The 21,619-nt window shown below is 59.4% G+C and carries 13 protein-coding genes; 7 read left to right on the top strand and 6 right to left on the bottom strand.

Features of this window, described 5'->3' with window-relative positions; genetic code table 11:
* The first annotated feature begins 92 nt into the window (after positions 1–92).
* Positions 93–260, top strand: coding sequence for a hypothetical protein (locus VK574_RS03740; protein WP_472798466.1), 168 nt, complete (start codon positions 93–95; stop codon positions 258–260).
* A gap of 219 nt (positions 261–479) precedes the next feature.
* A complete protein-coding gene (locus VK574_RS03735) occupies positions 480–1,571 on the top strand; it encodes an Abi-alpha family protein (protein ID WP_472798465.1) in 1,092 nt (363 codons plus the stop codon).
* Between the two features lie 7 nt (positions 1,572–1,578).
* Here the strand turns inward: VK574_RS03735 and VK574_RS03730 are convergent, their stop codons facing one another.
* Positions 1,579–4,413, bottom strand: coding sequence for an AMP-binding protein (locus VK574_RS03730; RefSeq protein ID WP_472798464.1), 2,835 nt, complete (start codon positions 4,411–4,413; stop codon positions 1,579–1,581).
* A gap of 140 nt (positions 4,414–4,553) precedes the next feature.
* Between VK574_RS03730 and VK574_RS03725 the strand changes: the two genes are divergently transcribed.
* Positions 4,554–9,548, top strand: a complete 4,995-nt coding sequence (locus tag VK574_RS03725; protein WP_472798463.1) for an Lhr family helicase — start codon at positions 4,554–4,556, stop codon at positions 9,546–9,548.
* Between the two features lie 3 nt (positions 9,549–9,551).
* Positions 9,552–10,418, top strand: coding sequence for a DNA-formamidopyrimidine glycosylase family protein (locus tag VK574_RS03720; RefSeq protein WP_472798462.1), 867 nt, complete (start codon positions 9,552–9,554; stop codon positions 10,416–10,418).
* An 11-nt stretch (positions 10,419–10,429) separates the two neighbouring features.
* Here VK574_RS03720 and VK574_RS03715 read toward each other — a convergent pair whose 3' ends face one another.
* From VK574_RS03715 to VK574_RS03700, 4 genes are all read right to left on the bottom strand, one after another.
* The gene (locus VK574_RS03715) at positions 10,430–12,883 is read right to left on the bottom strand and encodes a transglycosylase domain-containing protein (protein ID WP_472798461.1); all 2,454 of its coding nucleotides are present in this window, start codon (positions 12,881–12,883) and stop codon (positions 10,430–10,432) included.
* A gap of 134 nt (positions 12,884–13,017) precedes the next feature.
* Complete coding sequence (locus VK574_RS03710) at positions 13,018–14,808, bottom strand: proline--tRNA ligase (RefSeq protein WP_472798460.1); 1,791 nt, start codon at positions 14,806–14,808, stop codon at positions 13,018–13,020.
* 343 nt (positions 14,809–15,151) lie between these two features.
* The gene (locus tag VK574_RS03705; protein ID WP_472798459.1) at positions 15,152–16,000 is read right to left on the bottom strand and encodes an SDR family oxidoreductase; all 849 of its coding nucleotides are present in this window, start codon (positions 15,998–16,000) and stop codon (positions 15,152–15,154) included.
* Positions 16,001–16,095: 95 nt separating this feature from the next.
* Positions 16,096–17,091 (bottom strand): KpsF/GutQ family sugar-phosphate isomerase, encoded by a 996-nt coding sequence (locus VK574_RS03700; protein WP_472798458.1) that lies wholly within the window; start codon positions 17,089–17,091, stop codon positions 16,096–16,098.
* 232 nt (positions 17,092–17,323) lie between these two features.
* On the opposite strand from VK574_RS03700, the gene VK574_RS03695 reads away from it, so the two are divergent.
* From VK574_RS03695 to VK574_RS03685, 3 genes are all read left to right on the top strand, one after another.
* Complete coding sequence (locus VK574_RS03695) at positions 17,324–17,965, top strand: TlpA family protein disulfide reductase (RefSeq protein ID WP_472798457.1); 642 nt, start codon at positions 17,324–17,326, stop codon at positions 17,963–17,965.
* 11 nt (positions 17,966–17,976) lie between these two features.
* Entirely contained in the window at positions 17,977–18,492 is a 516-nt protein-coding gene (locus VK574_RS03690) for a disulfide bond formation protein DsbC (RefSeq protein WP_472798456.1), read from the top strand.
* A gap of 163 nt (positions 18,493–18,655) precedes the next feature.
* Positions 18,656–19,885 carry a caspase family protein gene (locus VK574_RS03685; RefSeq protein ID WP_472798455.1) on the top strand — a complete coding sequence of 410 codons (1,230 nt, stop codon included), beginning with the start codon at positions 18,656–18,658 and terminating at the stop codon, positions 19,883–19,885.
* A gap of 8 nt (positions 19,886–19,893) precedes the next feature.
* On the opposite strand, the gene VK574_RS03680 is transcribed toward VK574_RS03685, so the two are convergent.
* Positions 19,894–21,606, bottom strand: coding sequence for a glutamine--tRNA ligase/YqeY domain fusion protein (locus VK574_RS03680; protein WP_472798454.1), 1,713 nt, complete (start codon positions 21,604–21,606; stop codon positions 19,894–19,896).
* Positions 21,607–21,619 lie beyond the last annotated feature (13 nt).

The following is a 21,619-nucleotide window of genomic DNA, read 5'->3' as shown; positions in this document are numbered from 1 at the left end:
CGGAAACGCGACCAGGATGGGTGCGACTCGCCCTTTCAATGCCTGCACTGAGATTCTCTTCCTGCTCCTAATTCCTCATTAGAAATTTCTCTGTGAGCCGTGACCCTCGACACAATCTCCTGCTTTCGCTTCTTGACCAGGCTGTGATTACCCCAACAGAACTGGCGCTCGAACTCTATGCGCGTTGCCACGGTCATCGCCGGCTCGCAGAAGAGTTCTACGCGACTTGCCCCGGTGCGGAGACGGTTGCCGTTGGCTGAGGCCGCGAACCGGAGATGCTTGCGGGACCCCAAGGTTCCCTGTCTATAGAGCTCTCAGGTCCCTCGAATGCCTACTGCCTAAGTAATTACCTCCCCATTACGAAGTGGCAATTGCGGTAGTAGGATGCACTCAGTAACAATTCTCCGTTGGGTCGTGTTCGCGGGCCCTCAGGACCCGCCAGCTCTATCCCGCAGCGGCCGCAATGCAAGGAGGACAGAGTGAAGACTCTGAGGAGCTGGTTTGAAAAGACGTTCCCGCAAACGGAGCCCCAGCGGTCCCGCGCCGAGCGGCGCCCCGTACCCGGCCTCGAAGCCATTCACTGGACCGGAACCTCTCCCGGCCTCGACATCGTAAGGAACATCAGCGCGACGGGCATGTATCTGGTAACGCGTGAACGATGGCCACAGGGCGAGGTGAATCCTGTTCGTCTCGTCTATCCGGAACTGGCCGACGACAGCCCTGATCGCCATGTCACCCTGCAGACAAAGGCGGTACGCTGGGGCGAGGACGGCATGGGCCTCACCTTTCTTCTTCCGGAATGCATGGACCTGTGGCTTTGGAAGACCGACGACCTCATCAAGCCGGAAGATATTCTGAGCGAATTTCGCCTTGCCAGGTCTCTTGCTTTTCTGCGACGTATCTGTCCTTCTGCGACGCAGGAATTGAAGCTCCTGTTTCGCGAAGGGCTTAGCAATATTCGCATAGCAAACGCCATCGGAATCACCCAGCGCGCCGAAGCAATGCTCGCCGCCGAGCGCGATTTCGACAGGCTGCGTGCCCCACAAAATGTTGTCATGCGTGTCGTCCAGGAAGGCTCGTGGGCTGAAGACGGCATCACCCAACAACTTTGGGCAGGCATCCTCTCAACCTCCTGCACTCTCATGGGTGACGACGAATCAAATCTCCCTTATATTGACCTTCTTGCCGAACTCGCGGCCATCGATGGACGTCTCTTTACAACGGCCTGTACGAAGTCCCCAAAAGTGTTTGCAACTTCCGGCGCTGTGTCAGCCCAGGCGGTTATGTGCACGCCGCAGGAACTGATTGACATTGCGGGCGCGCACGATTTGATGAAGATCGATCGAAACATCTTCCAACTTGCCAACCTCGGCCTCCTCGAGCCTAGGTTGAAATCGAAATACTTCAACTTCGAACAGGATGCGAACCTGACGCCTACGGCACTCGGGTTGGAATTGTTTGCCCGTTGCCAGGGCCACCGCGGTGCCCCACATGACTATTACGCTTCCGCCCAAGGCGCGGGCGCTTCCCGTGAGAAGCCGCAGCCACCTTCTCAAGCCGCAGATCACTGAACACTTTTTACTGAATCCTGTTTACGGTTGACGGCTTCGTTTCCATCAATTCGGCCACCGTCGCATGCAAGGTGTCAGTGATGGCCGCCTCGCTGTCGGTCGGATCGAAACGCACCAGCTCTCCCACGCGTATGTGAATCTTTCCTGATCGGAACCATCCGCGGCCCCTCTCCTTTAATTCGCCTAGTCCCAAAATCGCGATGGGCAGCACCGGCGCATGAGTCTGTTTCACCAGCAGTCCGATTCCGGGCCTGAACGGGGCAAGTTGTCCCGCATCCGATCGTGTGCCTTCAGGGAACACGAGCACGTTGTAACCGCGGTCCATTGCCTCGCCCGCGTGGGCAAAGCTCCGCTGAAATCCGCGCCGGCGCGGCAGCGGGAAGACGTTGTAGAGTGCGGTCAGCAGCCAATACGCGGCAGGGCCAAACAGCATAAAACGCCGCGTATCCGGATCGCGGAAATGCCGGAAGTCCTCCAGCATTTCGCCCAACATCGCTGCAGCAACCCAACGTCGCATGCGTCCTGGAAGAGCGTACTCGACGAGCGCGCCATCATAGGCAGTGACGTGGTTGCAGATGATCAGCACGGGCTCGTCGATTCCCAGGTCACGCGGCAGTGAAACTCGCGGTGCTCCAAGAAACCAGACAAACGGTTGTGCAACCAATTCAAGAAACGCAGCCCGCAACCACCGCATAGGCCGCCACCACGGCCACAACGGATATTTGAATTCCGGCTGGGGTTGCGAGCTGGTCGCGGTTGTCGTACTTGCCACTGCCTTGTCAACACGAACCAACTCCGCTTGCTGTGTTGGGAAGGTGCGTGCATCTGCATTTCGATCCTCAGTATCGAATTCTTCCTCCTGATTCGCGTGCCCTTCGGTTGGATTCCGCCTCGTAAGCTCAGAACTGCGGACACCACCGGCGATCCGCCTCAAATCTCCCAGGGTCTTCGCCGCATCGACCACGCCTTCTCTGGGAGAATCGGTCAGCCGCTCTTCCAAAGCTACCGCAACTTGCACGCGACCCAGGCTGTCAAGATGAAAGTCTTCGCTCAGTCGCAATTCGTCTTCTCCCGGCGGACGCTCGCCGGAAATCTCCGCTACCAGCGCATACAGCCAATCTCCGCTGCGCTCGCTCTGCAGTGTTGTCGCACTGTTTCCGCGGTCCGCAGCAGTTTCAGCCAAATGTTTTGCGACCCACTCGGCAACCGGTTTTCTCCGCACTTTGCCCGTCGACGTTCTGGGCAGATCTGGTTCCGGCCACAATATCCAGCGCTGGATGTGCTGAAACTCCGCAAGGCGCGTATTGGCCCGTTCCACTGCTTCAGCCGCCTGCTTTTGACCACCGCGTACAACGAGTACCGCGCAAGGCTCCGGCCCCGACGCCGTTTCTAAGGCGACCACCGCACTTGCCGCTATTTCGTGCTGCTCTTCAAGTGCGGCTTCGAGGTCCTCAGGATGCACATTCACTCCCGCAGCGGTAACGATGGTCTCGCTCTTGCGGCCCATGAAGCGCAACTCACCGGTTGCCTGTTCTTCTGCCAGGTCCCCCGTAGCCAGCCACTCATTTTCGCGCTGGCGAAGCTCGCCGCCGCTCCAGGTTGCGGTCGAAATCATCGGTCCCCTCACCAGCACTTCGCCATCCGGACCGATCTTCACATCCCGCCCCGGCAGAGGCTTTCCAATCGTTCCGCTCGCTACGTGAAACGGATGATTGAGAGTGATCAGCGCGGTGGTTTCCGTCATGCCGTATCCCTGTACTACGACAAACCCGAGCGCGTTCCAGAACTGCTCCAGCGTCCCCACGAGCGCGCCGCCCCCCGAAATCAAAGCCCAGAACTTGAAACCAAGGGTGTGATGAACATCGCGAAAAACCCACCACCTCTTCCACGCGGAGATGCCCTTTGAAGCCGTCACACGCTCGACCAGCCCGGGAACTGTGTTCTCAAGGTGAGCCTTCAGCAGTTCCATGACGCGCGGCACCGCGGCCAGCACCGAAATGCGCTCCCGCTTGACCGTTTCCACTAGCTTCGGCGCCACGAGGCGCGTTTCAAAGTGCACCTCCGCCATGAAGATGGGCGGAATCCATATCCCCATGGTCTGTCCGAATACGTGACTCAAGGGCAGCGTGTGCAGAAATCGCAGCGGATGGAAGAATTTCTCATACCGCAGATATCCCTGAGCGGCGTGCTCAATGGGCCCCACACTCGCCAGCACGTTGCCGTGCGTGTGCACGATGCCTTTCGGATCGCCCGTTGTCCCCGAAGTAAATAGAATTTGCAGGGGCGTTTCATGCGACAGTCCCGGCGCCGGCCCCGCTTCGCGCCCAGGAAGGGAAGCCGACCAGCCTTCAAACGCGATCGAAGGCGTGTCAGGTGCCTGCAGCTTTTGGAGCAAACCCGCGTCTCCCACTGCCAGTGCCGGCTTTACGTCGGTCGTGATACGGCTGGCGAAATCGGCACTCCCGAATGCATCCAGCGGAACAGCCATCACCCCGCGCAGCAGGCAGCCATAAAAGGCTGCAACCCATTCCGCACTGTTTTCGCCCCATAGTAAAACGCGGTCACCCATGCCAATTCCGCGGTCTTCGAGCAGCGCCGCGAACCGGCCGGCAAGGCGAGCGAGTTCACCATACGTCGTCAACCTGCGCCGCACACCCTGGTAGCGCACGATTGCAATCTCGCGCTTATGTTTCTTGAAGTCGTCCAGCAGCGTCGCCAGGTGCTCGCGCACGTAACTTACTCCTGAATCGAATCCTAGCAGCGCCGCATGACCATCGCGTGTCCCACTGTGGTACTTCCCGAACTGCCACACCATTGCCTGTCTCGCCCGATGGACGGGCATCGCAGACTAAATCTGATGCCGCGCCGCCGGACACAATCGAAGTTCTCGGGGTTTCGCTCAAAGTTAATCTTTCGCAGAGCTACTTCTTCGCCTTTTCTTTCCCCTCTTCGCGCGTTATGCTCTAAAGAGCGTCAATGGAAATGATGCCTCCCCCTTCGCCCAACTCGACACCTGAATCGGATAGCTTTGCCTGCTTCCACCCGATCACCGCGGAGTGGTTCCGCACAGTGTTCGACGCACCGACGGCACCGCAGCGGCTGGGCTGGCCCGTCATCGCCCGGGGCGAGAGCGCATTAATCCTGGCGCCCACCGGCACCGGCAAAACCCTTGCGGCCTTCCTCTGGTGTCTTGATCGCCTGATGTTGCAGGACGTAGATAACGAGAAGAAAAAGGGCTGCAGAATCGTCTATGTTTCACCGCTAAAAGCGCTCGCAGTCGACGTCGAGCGCAACCTTCGCTCTCCCCTGGTGGGCATCGCCAACCTGGCCCGCCGCAAGGGTGTGCCGTTTCACGATCCTGCCATCAGCGTTCGAACCGGTGACACTCCGCAGCAGGAGCGCGCCCGCTTCCGTCGCGATCCGGCCGACATTCTTATCACCACTCCAGAGTCGCTCTACCTGCTGCTGACCTCGCAGTCTGCCGAAGCACTGCGCACAGTCGACACGGTCATCGTCGACGAGATCCACGCCCTCGTGCCGACCAAGCGGGGAGCGCATCTCGCCCTGACACTCGAGCGGTTGGAATCTCTTACAGGGCGCCGCCTCCAGCGTATAGGTCTCTCCGCCACGCAAAGGCCGCTAGAGGAGGTCGCCCGGTTTCTTGGTGGAGTTGAAGTCGCATCGAGCACTCCACTTCTGGTAAGGACGCAGCCCAAGGAATTGGAAAGTCCGACTTCAAGTCTCGGTCGGCAAACTATTCTTGTAGAAGGACAAAATAACTCAGGAGATCGTAACGGACAGGTTGAATTTTCCGGCTCGAAAGAGTCTGCCGCGAACTCGGAACCCGTCGGTCAGGTCGATCCATCTGAATTGAACGCGGACGATTCTTCCCTGCAGGTTACGGAAAGCGAGAGCTCACTGCGTTTTCGTCCAGTGACTATTATTAATGCCTCTGCTCGCAAGCAGCTGAAGCTACGGATTGAAGTTCCGGTTGAGGATATGGCGCGCCTCCAGACGATGGAGGAAATCCCTTCCGGGCCGGCTTCGCAAACGCCGCGCAGAGTTTCCATCTGGAACGCGATTCATCCGCGGCTGCTGGAACTCATCCGCGAGCGTCACTCCACCATTCTCTTCGTAAATAGCCGTCAGGTTGCCGAGCGGTTGGCTGGCGCGCTCAACGATCTGGCCGGCGAGCCAATCGCGCGAGCGCATCACGGTTCGCTCGCCGCCTACCAGCGCTCGGTGATTGAAGAGCAGCTCAAGGCCGGACAGATCAAGGCTCTTTGCGCCACCTCGACGCTTGAACTCGGCATCGACATGGGCGCCGTCGATCTCGTCATTCAGATCGAAGCGCCGCCCTCGGTTGCGAGCGGCATGCAGCGCATCGGCCGCGCTGGCCATTCAGTCGACGCAGTCAGCGAGGGTATACTCTTCCCGAAATACCGCGCGGATCTTGTTGCCTGTGCCGCCGTCACGCGCGCCATGCACGAGGGGCACATTGAGTCCACCCGATTTCCCCGTAATCCCCTCGACGTTCTCTGCCAGCAGCTTGTCGCTATCGTTGCCCACCCGCCCGGCTACAAGCCTCCCACTCGCCCCAAACCCCTCAAGCGCCGGATTGCCGGTTCTCGTTCCACCCGCAACCTGGATGCCCCAGGGTTGGATTTTCAGACCTGGGAAAGCGCGAACTCATCAGAACAGGAGCCGAAGCCAGAGCTTCACGTTGACGCCCTTTACAATCTGGTCCGCCGTGCCGCGCCGTTTGGTGCTCTCACCCGCGCAGCTTTCGATGGCGTTCTCGACCTGCTCAGCGGCCGTTATCCCTCTGACGAGTTCGCCGAACTCCGCCCGCGTCTTACCTGGGATCGCATCCGCAATGTCGTCACGGCCCGCGACGGCGCGGCGCGTCTCGCCATCCTCAACGCTGGCACCATCCCCGATCGCGGACTGTACGGCGTCTTTCTTGCGCACACCGAAGGCAAGTCCATTCGCGTGGGCGAACTCGACGAGGAGATGGTCTTCGAATCGCATCCCAACGAAACGTTCATCCTTGGCGCTTCCACCTGGCGTATTGAAGACATCACGCACGACCGCGTGCTGGTTGTTCCTGCTCCTGGCGAACCGGGCAAGATGCCGTTCTGGAAAGGCGACGGTCCCGGACGGCCGCTCGAGTTTGGCCGCCGCATCGGTGCGCTGGTCCGCGAACTCCGCGCGCTCCCCAAGCCGGCAGCCCTCACGCGCCTCGTGACCGATCACGATCTCGACCCCGGCGCCGCTGAAAATCTTCTGCAATTCCTCGAGGATCAGCAGGCCGCGACCGGGCAGGTTCCGGACGACAAGACAATCGTGATCGAACGGACCCGCGATGAGTTGGGCGATTGGCGCGTGTGCGTGCTGACGCCCTTCGGCAGCCGCATCCACATTCCCTGGGCCATGGCGATCAGTGCACGTATCCGGGCCACGGGCGGTCCTGAAGTGGAGACGCTTTGGGGTGATGATGGATTTGTTTTGCGTTTTCCCGATACCGACGAGCCGCCCGATCCTGACTGGATCCTGATTGAATCTGCTGAAGCGATGCAAATGGTTCTCCGCCAGCTTGGGTCGACCGCGCTGTTTGCCGGCCGGTTCCGTGAAGCCGCCGGTCGCGCGCTGCTGCTGCCGCGGCGCCGTGCCGATCAGCGCTCACCTCTTTGGCAACTGCGCAAGCGATCCTACGATTTATTGAGTGTTGCCTCGCGTTATCCGTCATTTCCGTTACTGCTGGAGGCCTATCGCGAATGCCTGCACGATGTTTTCGATATGCCGGCGCTCATCGAGACCCTACGTGCCATCGAGCAGCGCCAGCTTCGCGTGCATGTGGTCGAGACGCACAAGCCTTCGCCATTTGCATCGTCGTTGCTGTTCAGCTATGTCGCGAACTTCGTCTATGACGGCGATGCGCCGCTGGCCGAGCGCCGTGCGCAGGCTCTCACCATCGATCAGGATCAGCTTCGCGAACTGCTCGGCGAAGCCGATCTGCGCGAGTTGCTCGACGCCGACGCCATTGCCGAAGTTGAAGAAGCAGCCCAGTGCCTCACCGAATCGTATCGCGCCCGATCTGCCGATGGCATTCACGACTTGCTGCTCAGGCTCGGTGATCTTTCCCGCGCAGAACTTGCCCGCCGGGTTGTCGATTCTGTGTTGCTCGAATCCCTTGACCGCCTGCTGCGCGCGCGTCGCCTGCTTGAACTGCGCATTGCCCCAAACGGTGAAAACGCCCGCCGCCTCATCGCCGTGGAAGATGCCGCTCGCTACCGCGACGCGCTTGGCATCCCGCTTCCACCTGGCCTGCCCGTTTCGCTGATCGAGCCGGTGGCGCAGCCGGTTCTGGAACTCGTGCGCCGTTACGCCCGCACGCATGGCCCGTTCACATTGAAGGAAGCAGCCGAACGGTTCACCCTCGACTCTGCCGCCGTTGAGAATGCCCTGCATCAGCTGACGGTCGAGGGGCGCGTTCTTGAGGGTGGTTTCCGTCCCGGCGGTTTGCATCGCGAGTGGTGCGACGCCGAAATTCTTCGGCAGATTCGCCGCAAATCACTGGCCAGGCTTCGCCGCGAAGTCGAACCGGTCGAGCAGCACACACTGGCACGATTCCTCACGCATTGGCAGGGACTGGTCTCGCCCCGCCGCATCTCACATGCGCATCTCGACGTATTGCTTGATACGATCGAGAGCCTGCAGGGCGCTCCCATTCCCGCGTCGCTGCTCGAAAACTCCATCCTTCCTGCACGCGTCGTCGGATACGAATCGGCAGGGCTCGATACGCTGATTGCCGCGGGTGAAGTTGCGTGGGCCGGAATCGATCCCATCGGCGAACGAGACGGACGCATCGCACTCTTTCTCGCGGACAAGCTGCCGCTGCTTGCTCAGCAACGGCCGCTCGCCGAACCCCTCATCGAGCGCGAGGAGAAAGTCCTCGCGATTCTCGAATCTGCTGGAGCCAGCTTCTTCGACCCGCTGCATCAGTCGGTAGGCGGCGGATATCCGGGAGAAACGATCGATGCATTGTGGAGTCTTGTGTGGCGCGGCCTGGTTACAAACGATTCGCTCCACGCCCTACGCGCTTACATCGTGCGACCGGATTCCTCGCGCCCGCAGCGCCGCTCGCACACAGGAATGGTTTTCCGCTCCCGCCGCACCACGCCGCCAAACGCGCAAGGCCGCTGGTCGATGTTGCCACTGCGTTCAAAGATCGCAACCGAAATTGTTCCCACCCAGACCGAAGCCAGCCACGCCCTGGCTCTGCAACTGCTCAACCGCTACGGCGTTCTTACACGCGAAGCGGTTGGCGCCGAAAACATCCCCGGCGGTTTCAGCGCCGTCTACGACGTGCTGAAGGCGCTGGAGGAGGGTGGTCGCATACGCCGCGGCTATTTTGTCGCCGGCCTTGGCGCGACTCAATTTGCATTGCCAGCTGCTGTCGACCTCTTGCGCCAACTGCGCACCGAGCCTCCCGCCGAGAAGCCGGAGTTCATCCAGCTTGCCGCGACCGACACAGCCAATCCGTATGGTTCGGTCCTGCGCTGGCCCGATCTGCCGGTAATAGATGAGGACTCCGAATCGGCACCACGCGTTCTCACCCGCGCCGTCTACGCTGAAGTCATCCTTCGCAATGGGCAACTCGTCGCTTGGCTGCGCCGCAATAATCCCAACATGCTCGTCTTTCTCCCCAGCGACGAACCGGAGCGATCGCAAGTATCCTCAGGGCTTGCGCACTTCCTCTCTGCGCGCGGACAGGAGCGCATGCGCTTGAGCAGCCACGAGGGCGTGTTGATCACCACGATGAATGGCCATCCTGTCGCTGCCCATCCCATGACGCGCTTCCTGATGGATGCCGGCTTCCACCCCGGACCGCTCGGCCTGCATTTGCGTCGCATTCCCATTCCAATCCATCACGATTCGCACGCCGCGGACCCAGTCCCCGAGGAACTGCAATAGATCATGCCTGAGGGCGATACCATCTTCCGCACGGCGCGCTCCATGGGTCGCGCACTTATCGGCAAGCCGATCACAGGCTTCCGATCCAATTACCCGTTGCTCACGCGCTTCCACGACGACACGCCAATTACCGGTCAGACCGTCGATCGCGTTGAATCTCGCGGCAAGTGGCTGCTGATTCATCTCTCGGGCGGAGCGACACTTGCTACCCACATGCTGATGAATGGATCATGGCACCTTTACCGCATTGGCGAGCGCTGGCAAAAGCCATCGCGCGATATGCGCATCGTGCTGGAAAATCGCGAGTACCAGGCAGTTGCTTTCACAGTCCCCGTCGCCCGTATCTACTCCGCGCAGGCCTTGGAGCGCGAGACGCGCATCCCGCAGCCTGGTTCGGACGTACTTAGCGAAGACTTCGATCCGAGCACAGCGGCGGCACGCCTTTGCGCATGTGCCGGCGAAGAAGTGGGTGATATTCTGCTTCATCAGCGGGTGCTGGCTGGGGTAGGAAATGTCTTCAAGTCAGAAGTCTGCTTCGTGGAGAGTGTAAACCCGTTTTGCCTGGTTTCTGCGCTAAACCATGAGCAAGTCGCCGCGCTCGTTCGTACCGCCCAGCGCCTCGTCGCAGCCAACGTGCTTGTAGACTCGGCAGATCAAATCGTCACCTATCGCGGCAACCAGCGGCGCACAACACATCACTCTGATCCGCGCGAAAGTCTGTGGGTATACGGCCGATCCGGTGAGGCTTGCCGCCGCTGTGGGAACTCGGTTCGCCACCGCCTGCAAGGCCCCGATGCACGCGTCACCTTCTGGTGTCAAACCTGCCAGCCCATGCCCGATGGTTGCGAGGTCGATGGAATCCAACGTTGAAGTGCCGAGAGTCAGTTCCCGGGTTTACCCAGTCCGAATATCTTCTGCAGGATGTTGCGGTGGTCGGTTGGGTGGTCGCAGGTGTCGGTAGGAGCGGTGCCGTCAAGAAAGGCCGCAGTGTAATCGTCTGGGCATGCCGGGTCGGCAAGCAGATTCGTCGCCTTGTCGAGAGTGACAAGCTGCACGCCATCTGGCGGGGTGAATTCGTTGGTGTCGGAGTATTGCGGCAATTGAACTGCCTGCTTCATAAACGCGGCCCAGATGGGTGCTGCGACGGCTGCGCCTTCGAGCCCGTGCGCCAGGGGTGTGTAGTCGTCGTTGCCTACCCACACAATGCACAACAGGCTGCTGGTGAATCCGGCGAACCATGCATCGTGGCTGGTGCCGGTCTTTCCCGCCGCTGGAGCCCTGAAGCCCATGTTGCGGACGCCGGCGCCGGTGCCGCAGTAATCCAAGCCATTCACTTTGCAGCCATCGCTCCCGTTGCCTTGCAGAACAGCCTCCATCATGTAAGTGGTCAGGAAGGCCACGCGCGGGTCCAGAACCGGTTTGGTTGTGGGTGCGTAGTCGGAGATGACATCTCCGGTAGGTGTGCGCACGCTGGCTAGCGTCCACGGATCGATGTGGACCCCGCCATTGGAGAAGACCGTGTAGGCGCCCGCCATGTCGAGCGGGGTCGCGTCATATGAGCCGATGGCCATGGAGGGCGTGGGCTGTGCACTCTTGATGCCTGCGTCCCGGGCCAGTGCCGCAACACGATCGAACCCGACCATCGAAGCCAGTCCGATGGTGGCGTTGTTGTCCGATCGCATCAGAGCCAAGCGGGCAGTCATCTCGCCGTAAAACTCGCCTTGATAGTTGCGCGGAGTGTACTCGTATTGCGTACCTTCGCCGTAGGTGGCCTGTTGATCGTTCAGCATGGTTACCGGCGAAAACAATGCGGTCTGTCCGGGCAGCATCGTGCCTTCAATGGCGGTTTGAAACGCCGTTGCATACACAAATGGCTTGAAGATGGAACCTGTTGGCCGATGCGCAACCGCATGATCCACCTGCGACTTGCCGTAGTCGCGGCCGCCCACCAGAGCAAGAACCTGGCCGGTGCGTGGATTGAGCGCAATGAGCGCCACTTGCGGGTAGGTGACAGGTTCATTGAGTTTCTTCAGCCTGGCGTGCCGTTTTTCTACCTGCTCGTCGATCTGGGGGAGCGTGGAAGTTACGGCGTCTGTTGCAACGCGTTGCAATTCGGGATCGAGCGAAGTGTAGATATGCAAACCTTCGCGGTTGAAGTCGCGATCGCCAAGTTTCTGCACGAGTTGGTCGCGCACAAGGTCCACAAAGTAGGGAGCCTCGCTGGCATCCACGCTGCCGGGCGTAAGATGCAGTGGCTCGTCCTTGGCGTGTTCGGCTTGACCCTTGCTGATGGCGCCGGTTTCCACCATCGAATCGAGCACAAGATTGCGCCGTTCGATCGTCCGCTCGGGATGTCGAAAGGGATTGAAGTAGTTTGGCCGCTGGATAATGCCCGCCAGCATCGCGCACTCCGCCAGATCCAATTGCCGAACATCCTTGTCAAAGTAGGATTGCGCGGCTTCACCAAATCCTTCAATCGAGAAGCTGCCCCGTTGGCCCAGGTTGATCTGATTCGCGTAGGCTTCAAAAATCTGCTTCTTTGAGAAGCGATTCTCGAGGTGGAACGCCATCATGATCTGCGTGACCTTGTACTTGATGGTGCCCGTATCAGCCACAAAGAGCAGCTTGGCCAATTGCATGGTCAGTGTCGAGGCGCCGCCGCGATGTTTGCGATCGCCGACCATGTCGTGCCATGCCCAGCCAATCATGCTGGAGTAGTTCACGCCGCCGTGCTCAAAGAATTTGCGATCCTCGATGGCAAGAACAGCCTGCACGAGGTTTGGCGGAATCTCATCGTAGGTCAGCAGGCGGCGCTTGGTGCGATTGGCGTCTTCGCTCAGCCCCGTAATCAGTAATGGCTCCAACTCATAGCTTGAGAGCGATTGTCCGCGCTCGTCGGTGATGGTATCCACTTCACCCTTGCGCGTGTGAATGGTGGCGGAATCCGGTGCGTGATACGACTCAGGACCAGGGTGAACGGTTATCGAATCCGGGGTCTCTGTGAATGTGCCGATCTTCGCAGGATGAGAAAGTCCATCGAGCGAGTAGCCGGCCGCCCGTAATTCTGAGGCGATGAGATGGGCGCTCATCTTTTGTCCCGGGCGCACCTCGCGCGGCGCCGCATAGATCTGGGCAGTATTGGCAAACAGCGGCTGCTTCAGTCGTACATCAACAATGCGGGCGTACTTGTTGTAATAGAAGGTGAAAACAGAGAAGCAGATCAGCGCAACCAGCAGGACACCGCCGAGAACGCCGCGAACCAGCCACGAAGACCAGGAGAGCTTCAAATTCGAGAGCTTCAAATTCTGTCTCTTCAGCCTGATCTTTAATGCCATTCCCAATCCCTCAATTCACCTACGCATGATCCAAACATTTGTTCCATCACGGTCTGATTGGTGACCCGCACAGACCCGGGTATATCCCATCCTTGGCGCGAATTGCCGACGATGGGAAACCATTGGCCGATTGTCTAGGAACTTTCATCCAATAGCTTTTCTTCCAGCACGCGCTGCTTCACCTGCGCCACAACCTCAGCAAGCGCAACATCCACACTGGTCGCCTTTGCGCGCGACACCAACTCTACCTGGCCGCTCGCCGTCTTTTTGCCCACATTGATCCGGTAAGGAATCCCCACGAGGTCGGCGTCTTTGAACTTGACGCCCGCGCGCTCGTCTCTGTCATCAAGCAGCACGTCAAGGCCTGCGGCCTCAAGGTCGACTGCAATCTTCTCGCCCGTCTCGCGCAGCAGCGGATCCGCAACGTTAGTTACCGTGATGACCACAGTGAATGGCGCGATCGACGACGGCAAGCTGAAGCCGTTTGCGTCGTTCGATTGCTCGATAGCCGCAGTCAAAATTCGTTCGATGCCGATGCCGTAACTGCCCATGATTGGCATCACTTCTTTGCCGTTCACATCCAGTACGCGCGCACCCATTGACTCGGTGTACTTGTAACCCAGCTTGAAGATGTGGCCCACTTCGACAGCCTTGCCCACCACCAGCTTGCCGCCGCGATTGTCTTTGGGACATGCTTCGCCTTCATTCACACTGCGAATGTCTGCCAGCATCGTCCAGGTGAAATCGCGGCCCGGAACCACATTGCGCTGGTGATAGTCGAGCTTGTTGGCGCCGCATACCATGTTCTTGCGCCCTTCGAGCGACTTGTCGACCACGACCGTCAGCCCTTCACCAAGCGGCTTTTCATCATGCGTCAGTCCCACCGGTCCGAGAAAGCCTGCGGGACCCTTGAAGTATTGCTCCAACTCCTCGGCCTGCATGGTGCGGAGTTCCGCTCCCTTGATCGCTCCGAGAAGTTTGGTTTCATTCACCTGGTGATCGCCGCGCAGAAACACTGCAACACCGTGCCACGTATCTTTTGCTTTGCCGGCACCGCGCTTCAGCGCCATATACGCTACACACTTGATGTCCGATGCAGGTGAAATCTTGAAGAATGCGGCGACATCCGTGATGGCTGCACATCCGGGCGTGTAGACCAGTTCAGGCGTGCCGTCTCCAGTGGCAACCATCTCGTCCACAGGTTCAAGCCGTGATACGGCCTTCTCGAGATTGGCAGCGTACCCGCATACCGGGCAGCTTGCGATCAGGTCCTCGCCCGCCGCGGTATACACCATGAACTCCTGCGACTGCGATCCGCCCATGGCGCCGGAATCGGCTTCAACTGCGACAAACTTCAACCCGCATCGCTTGAAGATGGTGCGATACACCTCATCGTGCAGGTCAAAGCTCTTGTCGAGCCCTTCCTTGTTCAGGTCGAAGCTGTAGCTGTCCTTCATGATGAACTGGCGTACGCGCATCAGGCCGGCCTTGGGCCGCGGTTCATCGCGAAACTTGGTCTGTATCTGGTACCAGATCTGCGGCAACTGCTTGTAGCTGCGCAGCTCGCTGCGCGCAATCGTCGTCATGATCTCTTCGTGCGTCATGCCCAGGCACAGATCGGCGCCCTTGCGGTCTTTCAGCCGAAACATGTTGTCGCCCATGCCCGTCCAGCGGCCGCTCTCTTCCCAGGGTTCCCTGGGGAGCAGCGCCGGCAGGAAGAACTCCTGCCCGATCTTGTCCATCTCTTCGCGCACGATGCCGATTACTTTGTTCAGCGATCGCTGCCCGAGAAAGAGATAGCTGTAAAGGCCCGCGCCGAGCTGTCGGATATATCCGGCCCGCAGCAGGAACTTGTGACTGGCCACTTCGGCGTCCGTCGGCGCCTCGCGAAGGGTAGGAACAAAGAGCTTCGACCATCGATGCATAAATAAGGGTTTACGAGCTTTCCCGTCCGCTTGAGTGGGGCACAATGGAATATTGGGCCGCCGGTTGGGCCTCGGACGCAAGGCGTTTGGATGTAGCAGCATCCATTCTAAATGTTCGTAGTCTTCCGGGTATCGTGGGGGAGCCTGTGCGGTGCCTCCCAAAGCAAACCACGTTGCGACCGACGTTTCCATGGCCCTGCTCCTTCTTCGTCTGCCCTGCCCGATGGAAGTGCAGGAAAAGTGCCATTCTCGGCAACTGAAAACAAAGAACCTACACATGGTCCGCATGGAGCTGTCGTGTTAGGAGTAACACAGGTGTAGACCAGATGACACGCGCGCGAGGTCAGCCATCCATTCCCGTCATCTTGATGATCATGCGCTCGAAGACGCTCTGCGGCAGAAGGCGACGCATCAGGAGCGTGATCCGCGCGTCGTTACCAACGACACAACGGAGCTTCGGCTTCGGATTCTCAAGGATTCCTGCGATCGAATCTGCAACAGCCTGCGGATCGGCTCTCTTCTTTGCGCTGTGCGCCAACTTGGCGCGCCACTGCGCCACTCTATCCGCATTTGCCGATGCGGGATCCTGAAGACCTGCAGTCTGCTTTGCATTGCGCGTCCAGATGTCGGTCTCGAATGAGCCCGGTTCCACCAATACCACGAGGATGCCCAGCGGCAGCATCTCGTACCGCAAGGTCTCGGTCCATCCCTCGAGTGCAAATTTCGAAGCTGCATAGCTGCTGACACCTGGATAACCCATCCGCCCCGAGATCGAGGTCACCACCACGACGTGTCCAAACCCTTGCCGCCGCATCTGCGGCAGTAAGGCGCGCGTCACCGCGGCCGTGCCGAAGAAATTCGTATCAAACTGCTCGCGCAACTCCGCGTCGGTTACATCCTCTGCAAACCCCGCCACGGCGACGCCGGCGTTATTGACGAGCGCATGCAGTGGCTCTCCCCGCCCAGCCACCATTTCAGAGATTTTGGCGATTTGCTCAGCATTCGTAATGTCGAGCGCGTGAAACTCGATCTGCTCCATAACGCCCGCATCCCGCGCTGCGGCTTCCAGCTTCTCGCGCCGGTTAAGATCGCGCATCGTCGCCAGCACGTGCCATCCGTGCTTCGCCAGCGTGACCGATGTCAGCAAGCCAAAGCCGCTGGATGCGCCGGTGATGAGGGCAGTCTTGTTCACGTTTTGAGCACTGCTAGCGAGTAGGAAGTGACCAGCCTGTCGAACACTGAGAAGTGAAAAACTAAGACCCGCAAACTCAGAACTTTCAGCGGCTTCTAAATCAACTCGACGCCCCACAGGTCATGCAGATGCACGACGCCTTCGACCTTGCCATTAGCATCGACAACGACTAGCGACGTAATCTTCCGCTCCTCCAGAATCGCCAGAGCCTTCGCCGCTAACTCACCGGCAACAATCGTTCGCGGTTGCGCGTTCATCGCATCGCCGGCTGTCTTGCCGAGCGCTGCGCCCCCCTCGCGTACGAGCAGCCGCCGGAGGTCGCCGTCGCTGATCACGCCGCGCAGCCTGCCTGCCTCCTGCACCGTGGTCATCCCCAGCTTCTTCGATGACATCTCGTAGATGACGTCGGTCATCGGCGTTGACATCTCAACCACAGGTACACCGTCGCCCCCATGCATCAGGTCGCGGACCTTGGCCAGTTGTTTTCCCAGCTTTCCGCCCGGATGCAATTCCGCAAAATCCTCGGCCTTGAACCCCTTGCGCAGGCTTACCGCAACGGCCAGCGCATCGCCCAGCGCCAGCATCGCCGTGGTGCTCGCCGTGGGCGCAAGATTCAGCCCGCATGCCTCGCGCTCGACCGAGCAATCGAGCGCAACATCGCTGGCCTGCGCTAGCGTTGATTGCAGATTGCAGCAGAAGCTCACCAGCGCATCGCCCTTACGCTTCAGCGTTGCCAGCAGGCGCAGAATCTCCTCCGTCTCGCCGCTCGCCGACAAGGCAATCACCACGTCGCCCGGCATCAGCACGCCCAGATCTCCGTGCACGGCCTCGGCAGGATGCAGAAACAGGGCAGCAGATCCCGTCGAACTCAGCGTCGCCGCAATTTTTTGCGCGATGATGCCGCTCTTTCCCATACCGGTGACGACGACACGCCCGTTGCTCTCGCCACAATGCACAATGAGATCGACGGCCTGTTCGAAATCCGCCGCCATCGCGCCGTCCAGCCGCGCAGCCAATCCCTGCAGCGCCGCAGCTTCTGTACGCACCAACTCTCCCGGCGTCAGGGGGTTCTGGTCATCTTTCCGGTTCATCGGTTTCTGATGGTAACACCGGTGGGCAGTGGACAGTGCACAGTGAACAGTGGTCAGATGCTGCGCGCATCCGGAGAGAGGACCGCAGGAAGCGACCATGTTCCTTGAATGGCATGATGTTGCGTTACCGGTCAGTATCACCTGGCTGATGTTCACTTTTGACTGGGCACTGTCCACTGTTCACTGTGCACTAACTTCCCTCGTACAATAGGCAGAGAGAGGTTTTTCCCCCGTGAAGCGCAATACCATCGTCCTTGGCGTCACCTTGTTGATTCTGGCCACCTTTGCATGGGCGGGCTGGGCTAATTGGCAGTATCGAAAACAGGCCGCTGAACGCGCGCTGGCATCCGCATCCCATGCCGAACTCGTTCCCTCAGTTGCAGGCGACGTTCCGCAGAGCCAGACGTCCCTCGTAGGCAAGCCGGCACCCGACTTCGTGCTCAATAACTTGAGCGGCCAGACCGTCTCGCTCTCCAGCTTCAAGGGCAAGCCCGTTCTCATTAACTTCTGGGCAACGTGGTGCGGCCCCTGCAAGATTGAGACTCCCTGGCTCATTGAGCTCCAAAACGAATACGCCTCAAAGGGCTTCCAGATCGTAGGCATCTCGACGGAAGGCGATGACCTGCAGCCCGGCGACAAGGAAGGCTTGGCGCGCGACAAGGCGGCGATTGCAAAGTTTGTGAAGGAATATCACATGCAGTATCCAGTCCTCGTCAATGGAGACAGCCTGGCCGATAAATACGGTGGCCTCGACGCCATGCCCACATCTGTATACGTAAATCGCGAAGGCAAAGTGGTCGCCATGCAGCTCGGCATCACGTCGAAAGAAGACATGGTGGCCAACATCGAAAAGACGCTGGCCCCGGGGAATTGAGGAGCAGGGAAGTGAACGCTTCGAGAAATCACCGTGTTGCCGTTGCGATTTGCAGTGCGATGGGCTTGGGCTGCGCACTCGTGAGGGCGCAGGATTCGCTCACCGAATCGCCGCACAAATCAACGTCGAAGATGCAGGCGGTCCAGTACCTCTACCCTGAACAAATCACTGTCCCCGCCGACAAGCCCACCGCGCTCAAGCTCCACTTTCGCATCCAGCAAAACCTGCACATCAACTCGCACACACCGCGTGAGCAGTACCTCATTCCCACGGTCTTCTCGATTCCGGAGGCCTCGGGCGTGCGCCTTGCCGCTGCCACCTATCCCGCCGGCGCAGACTTTACGCTTCCCGTTGATCCCAGCCAAAAGCTCTCGGTCTACACCGGCGAGTTCACCATCGACGCGCGCATCGTTGCCACCCTCGGTGACCATCTTGTCGAAGCGAAGCTCCACTATCAGGCTTGCGACCAGAACGCCTGCCTGCCCCCCAAGACCATCACCGTGCCCATCGATGTTGTCGGGAAGTAAAGGCGGGATCGGGTGACAGTAATCCCGGAAACCGGTATCCTATTCCCACTTTCCCGGAATGCTTCCCGCTCGTTACCTTGAGATGGCAAAATCAGCAACCAAGATCGTGAATCCTTGGATACGACTTTGCTTTTGCACTGTACTCGCGATCGTCGCAATCAGTTTGATCGGTGCCCCGCCCGCAGCGCGCGCCGCCGATGATACTGCTCGCTTTTTCGGACAATGGAAAATCATCGTCTCGGGCAACGGCCAGACAGTCGTCATTATTTCGGTTCACGATTCTGACGGTTTCAAGAATTACGTTCAAACGCCAAGCGGCTTCCTCTTTGCGGGCTCGGGTGCATTTTCGGCGTCGAATGGAATTTGGTTTGCTGCCGCGCCTCCGCCTAACAATGGCGGAACGTATCACTTCGTGAATGTGGATACGGTCGTTTGCAACAATGCGCTGGGTCAAACTGTGACCTGGAGGCGCGACAAGACGCCTCTGGGACCCGCGTCGGCTTCCCATGCGCAGCCGGAACCTGCCGAGCCGCAACCGTCGCGGCCCTCAAGTCACGATACAAGCGTGCCCTCACCGGATCGGCATAAACGCGGCCTCTCCGCGGAGTCGGAGACCGACCAGGGCCCCATTCAACCTGGAAATAACTTTGCCCTCGTGATCGGTATCGATGACTATCCCGCGCCTCTGCCCAAACTGAAGACAGCCGTCAACGATGCCAAATCGTTTGCGGGCCTGTTGACCAGCAAATATGGTTTCCAGGTCACCACGTTGCTGAACCAAGACGCCACACGCGACAAGATCCTCGGCGCCATCACTCACTTCCGCAAGAGCCTCGCTGAAAATGACAGCTTTCTGATTTACTACGCCGGTCACGGTTCGTTTGATCGCGCGACCGACAAGGGCTATTGGCTGCCCGTGGATGCGGACTCCGATCCGCTCATCACGTCACGCGACATCTCGGCTGACGACCTGATCACGGAGGTGCGTGGATTGGCCGCGCGCCACGTCATCATCATCTCCGACAGCTGCTTTTCCGGCGACCTCACGCGCGACGCGGGCGACTTTTCGCCTTCCGATGGCAACCAGGCTTACATCCATCGCATGCAGCGCGCTCCCTCGCGGACTCTGATGGCCAGCGGTAGCGACGAGCCCGTGTCCGACTCTGGATCGCAGGGGCATTCCGTTTTCGCCGCGTTACTGCTGCAGGCCATGCAATCGCGCGGCGGGCAAACCTTTACGGCCGACGATCTGTTCGTTTCCATTCGGAAAGGTGTGCTCGCGCGATCGGGGCAAAGTCCGCAGTACAGTCCGTTGCGCGGGTCGATCCGGCCATCGGCCAGCCTCGACACCGGCGACTTCGTCTTCAGCCCCAAAGGATCGGCGTCCAAATAGCAGGGGTATTACGCCCCCGCTTTTTTCTCGATCTTTGCCCACGAGTCTTTCAACGGAAGCGTGCGGTTGAAGACCAGCTTGTCTTCCTTCGAGTCGGAATCGAGGCAGAAATATCCCACGCGTTCGAATTGGAAGCGGTCTTCGAGTTTGGCCTTCGCAAGTGACGGCTCAAGCTTCGCTCCTTCGATGATCTCGAGCGAGTTGGGATTGAGATTGTCGAGGAAGGTCTTGCCTTCTTCCACGTCCTGCGGGTCCGATTTGGTGAAGAGCTTTTCGTAGATGCGGACTTCGGCGGAGATCGCGTGCTTGGCCGAAACCCAGTGCATGGTGGACTTGACCTTGCGTCCGTCAGGAGAGTTGCCGCCGCGGCTCGCAGGATCGTAGGTGCAGTGCACCTCGCTGACATTGCCCTCCGCGTCCTTCACCACGCTATGAGCAGTGATGAAATAGGCGTTGCGCAGGCGCACTTCCTTGCCGGGTGAGAGGCGGTAGTACTTAGGCGGAGGCACTTCGCGGAAGTCGTCGTGCTCGATGTAAATCTCGCCAGAGAAGGGAACCATTCGCGTGCCGGCCGAGGGGTCTTCAGGATTATTGGAGACTTCGACCATCTCTTCCTGCCCGGCTGGATAGTTGTCGATGACTACTTTGAGCGGGTGCAAGACCGCCATGGCGCGCGAGGCGCGGTGGTTCAAATCACCGCGCTGGAAGTGTTCCAGCATCTCGATATCCGTCGAGCCATTGGTGCGCGATGCACCGATCGCAGCGCATAGGGCGCGCAGGGCCTCCGGCGTAAAGCCGCGGCGGCGAACGGCGGAGAGTGTGGGCATGCGCGGATCATCCCAGCCTTTGACGTGCTTCTCCTGCACCAGTTGCAGCAGCTTGCGCTTCGAGAGCAGTGTGTAGGTAATGTTGAGCCGGTCGAATTCAATCTGCTGCGAAGGGAAGATGCCAAGTTGATCGATATACCAGCGGTAGAGCGGCTGGTGGTCGGCAAACTCGAGCGTGCACATCGAGTGAGTGACGTGCTCAATCGAATCCGACTGTCCGTGGGCATAGTCGTACATGGGGTAGATACACCACGTGTCTCCGGTGCGGTGATGCGTGGCGTGCAGGATGCGATACATGACCGGATCGCGCAAGTTGAGGTTGGGCGAGGTCATGTCAATCTTTGCTCTGAGGACACGCGAGCCGTCGGGGAACTCGCCGTTTTTCATGCGCACAAAGAGATCGAGATTCTCTTCGACGGACCTGTTGCGATAAGGGCTGTCCTTGCCGGGCTCGGTCAGAGTGCCGCGGTGCTGGCGAATCTCGTCGGCGGTCAGGTCATCTACATATGCCTTGCCGTCCTTGATGAGCTTTAACGCCCACTCGTAGAGTTGGGGGAAATAGTCTGAGGCGTAGCAGAGCCGCTCCCAGTCGAAGCCGAGCCAGTGGACGTCCTTTTGAATGGAGTCGACGTACTCCTGCTCTTCCTTTTCGGGATTGGTGTCGTCGAAGCGGAGGTTGGTCTTGCCGCCAAAGTCATCGGCGAGACCGAAATCCAAACAGATGGCCTTGGCGTGGCCGATATGGAGATAGCCGTTGGGCTCGGGTGGGAAGCGGGTCTGTACAACTGCGCCGCCGTATTTTTTGGTGCGGACGTCTTCGGCGATGATGTCGCTGAGGAAGTTGGAGATGCGGGTTTCCGGGGTTTCCGCGTTAGAGCTGGTCGTGGCTGCCATGATTCTATTGTTC

It is taken from the genome of Occallatibacter sp. (genome assembly GCF_035317045.1).
GTDB lineage: Bacteria > Acidobacteriota > Terriglobia > Terriglobales > Acidobacteriaceae > Telmatobacter.
The sequence above is the reverse complement of the archived record's forward strand: the minus strand, read 5'-3'. Positions and strand labels throughout refer to the sequence as shown.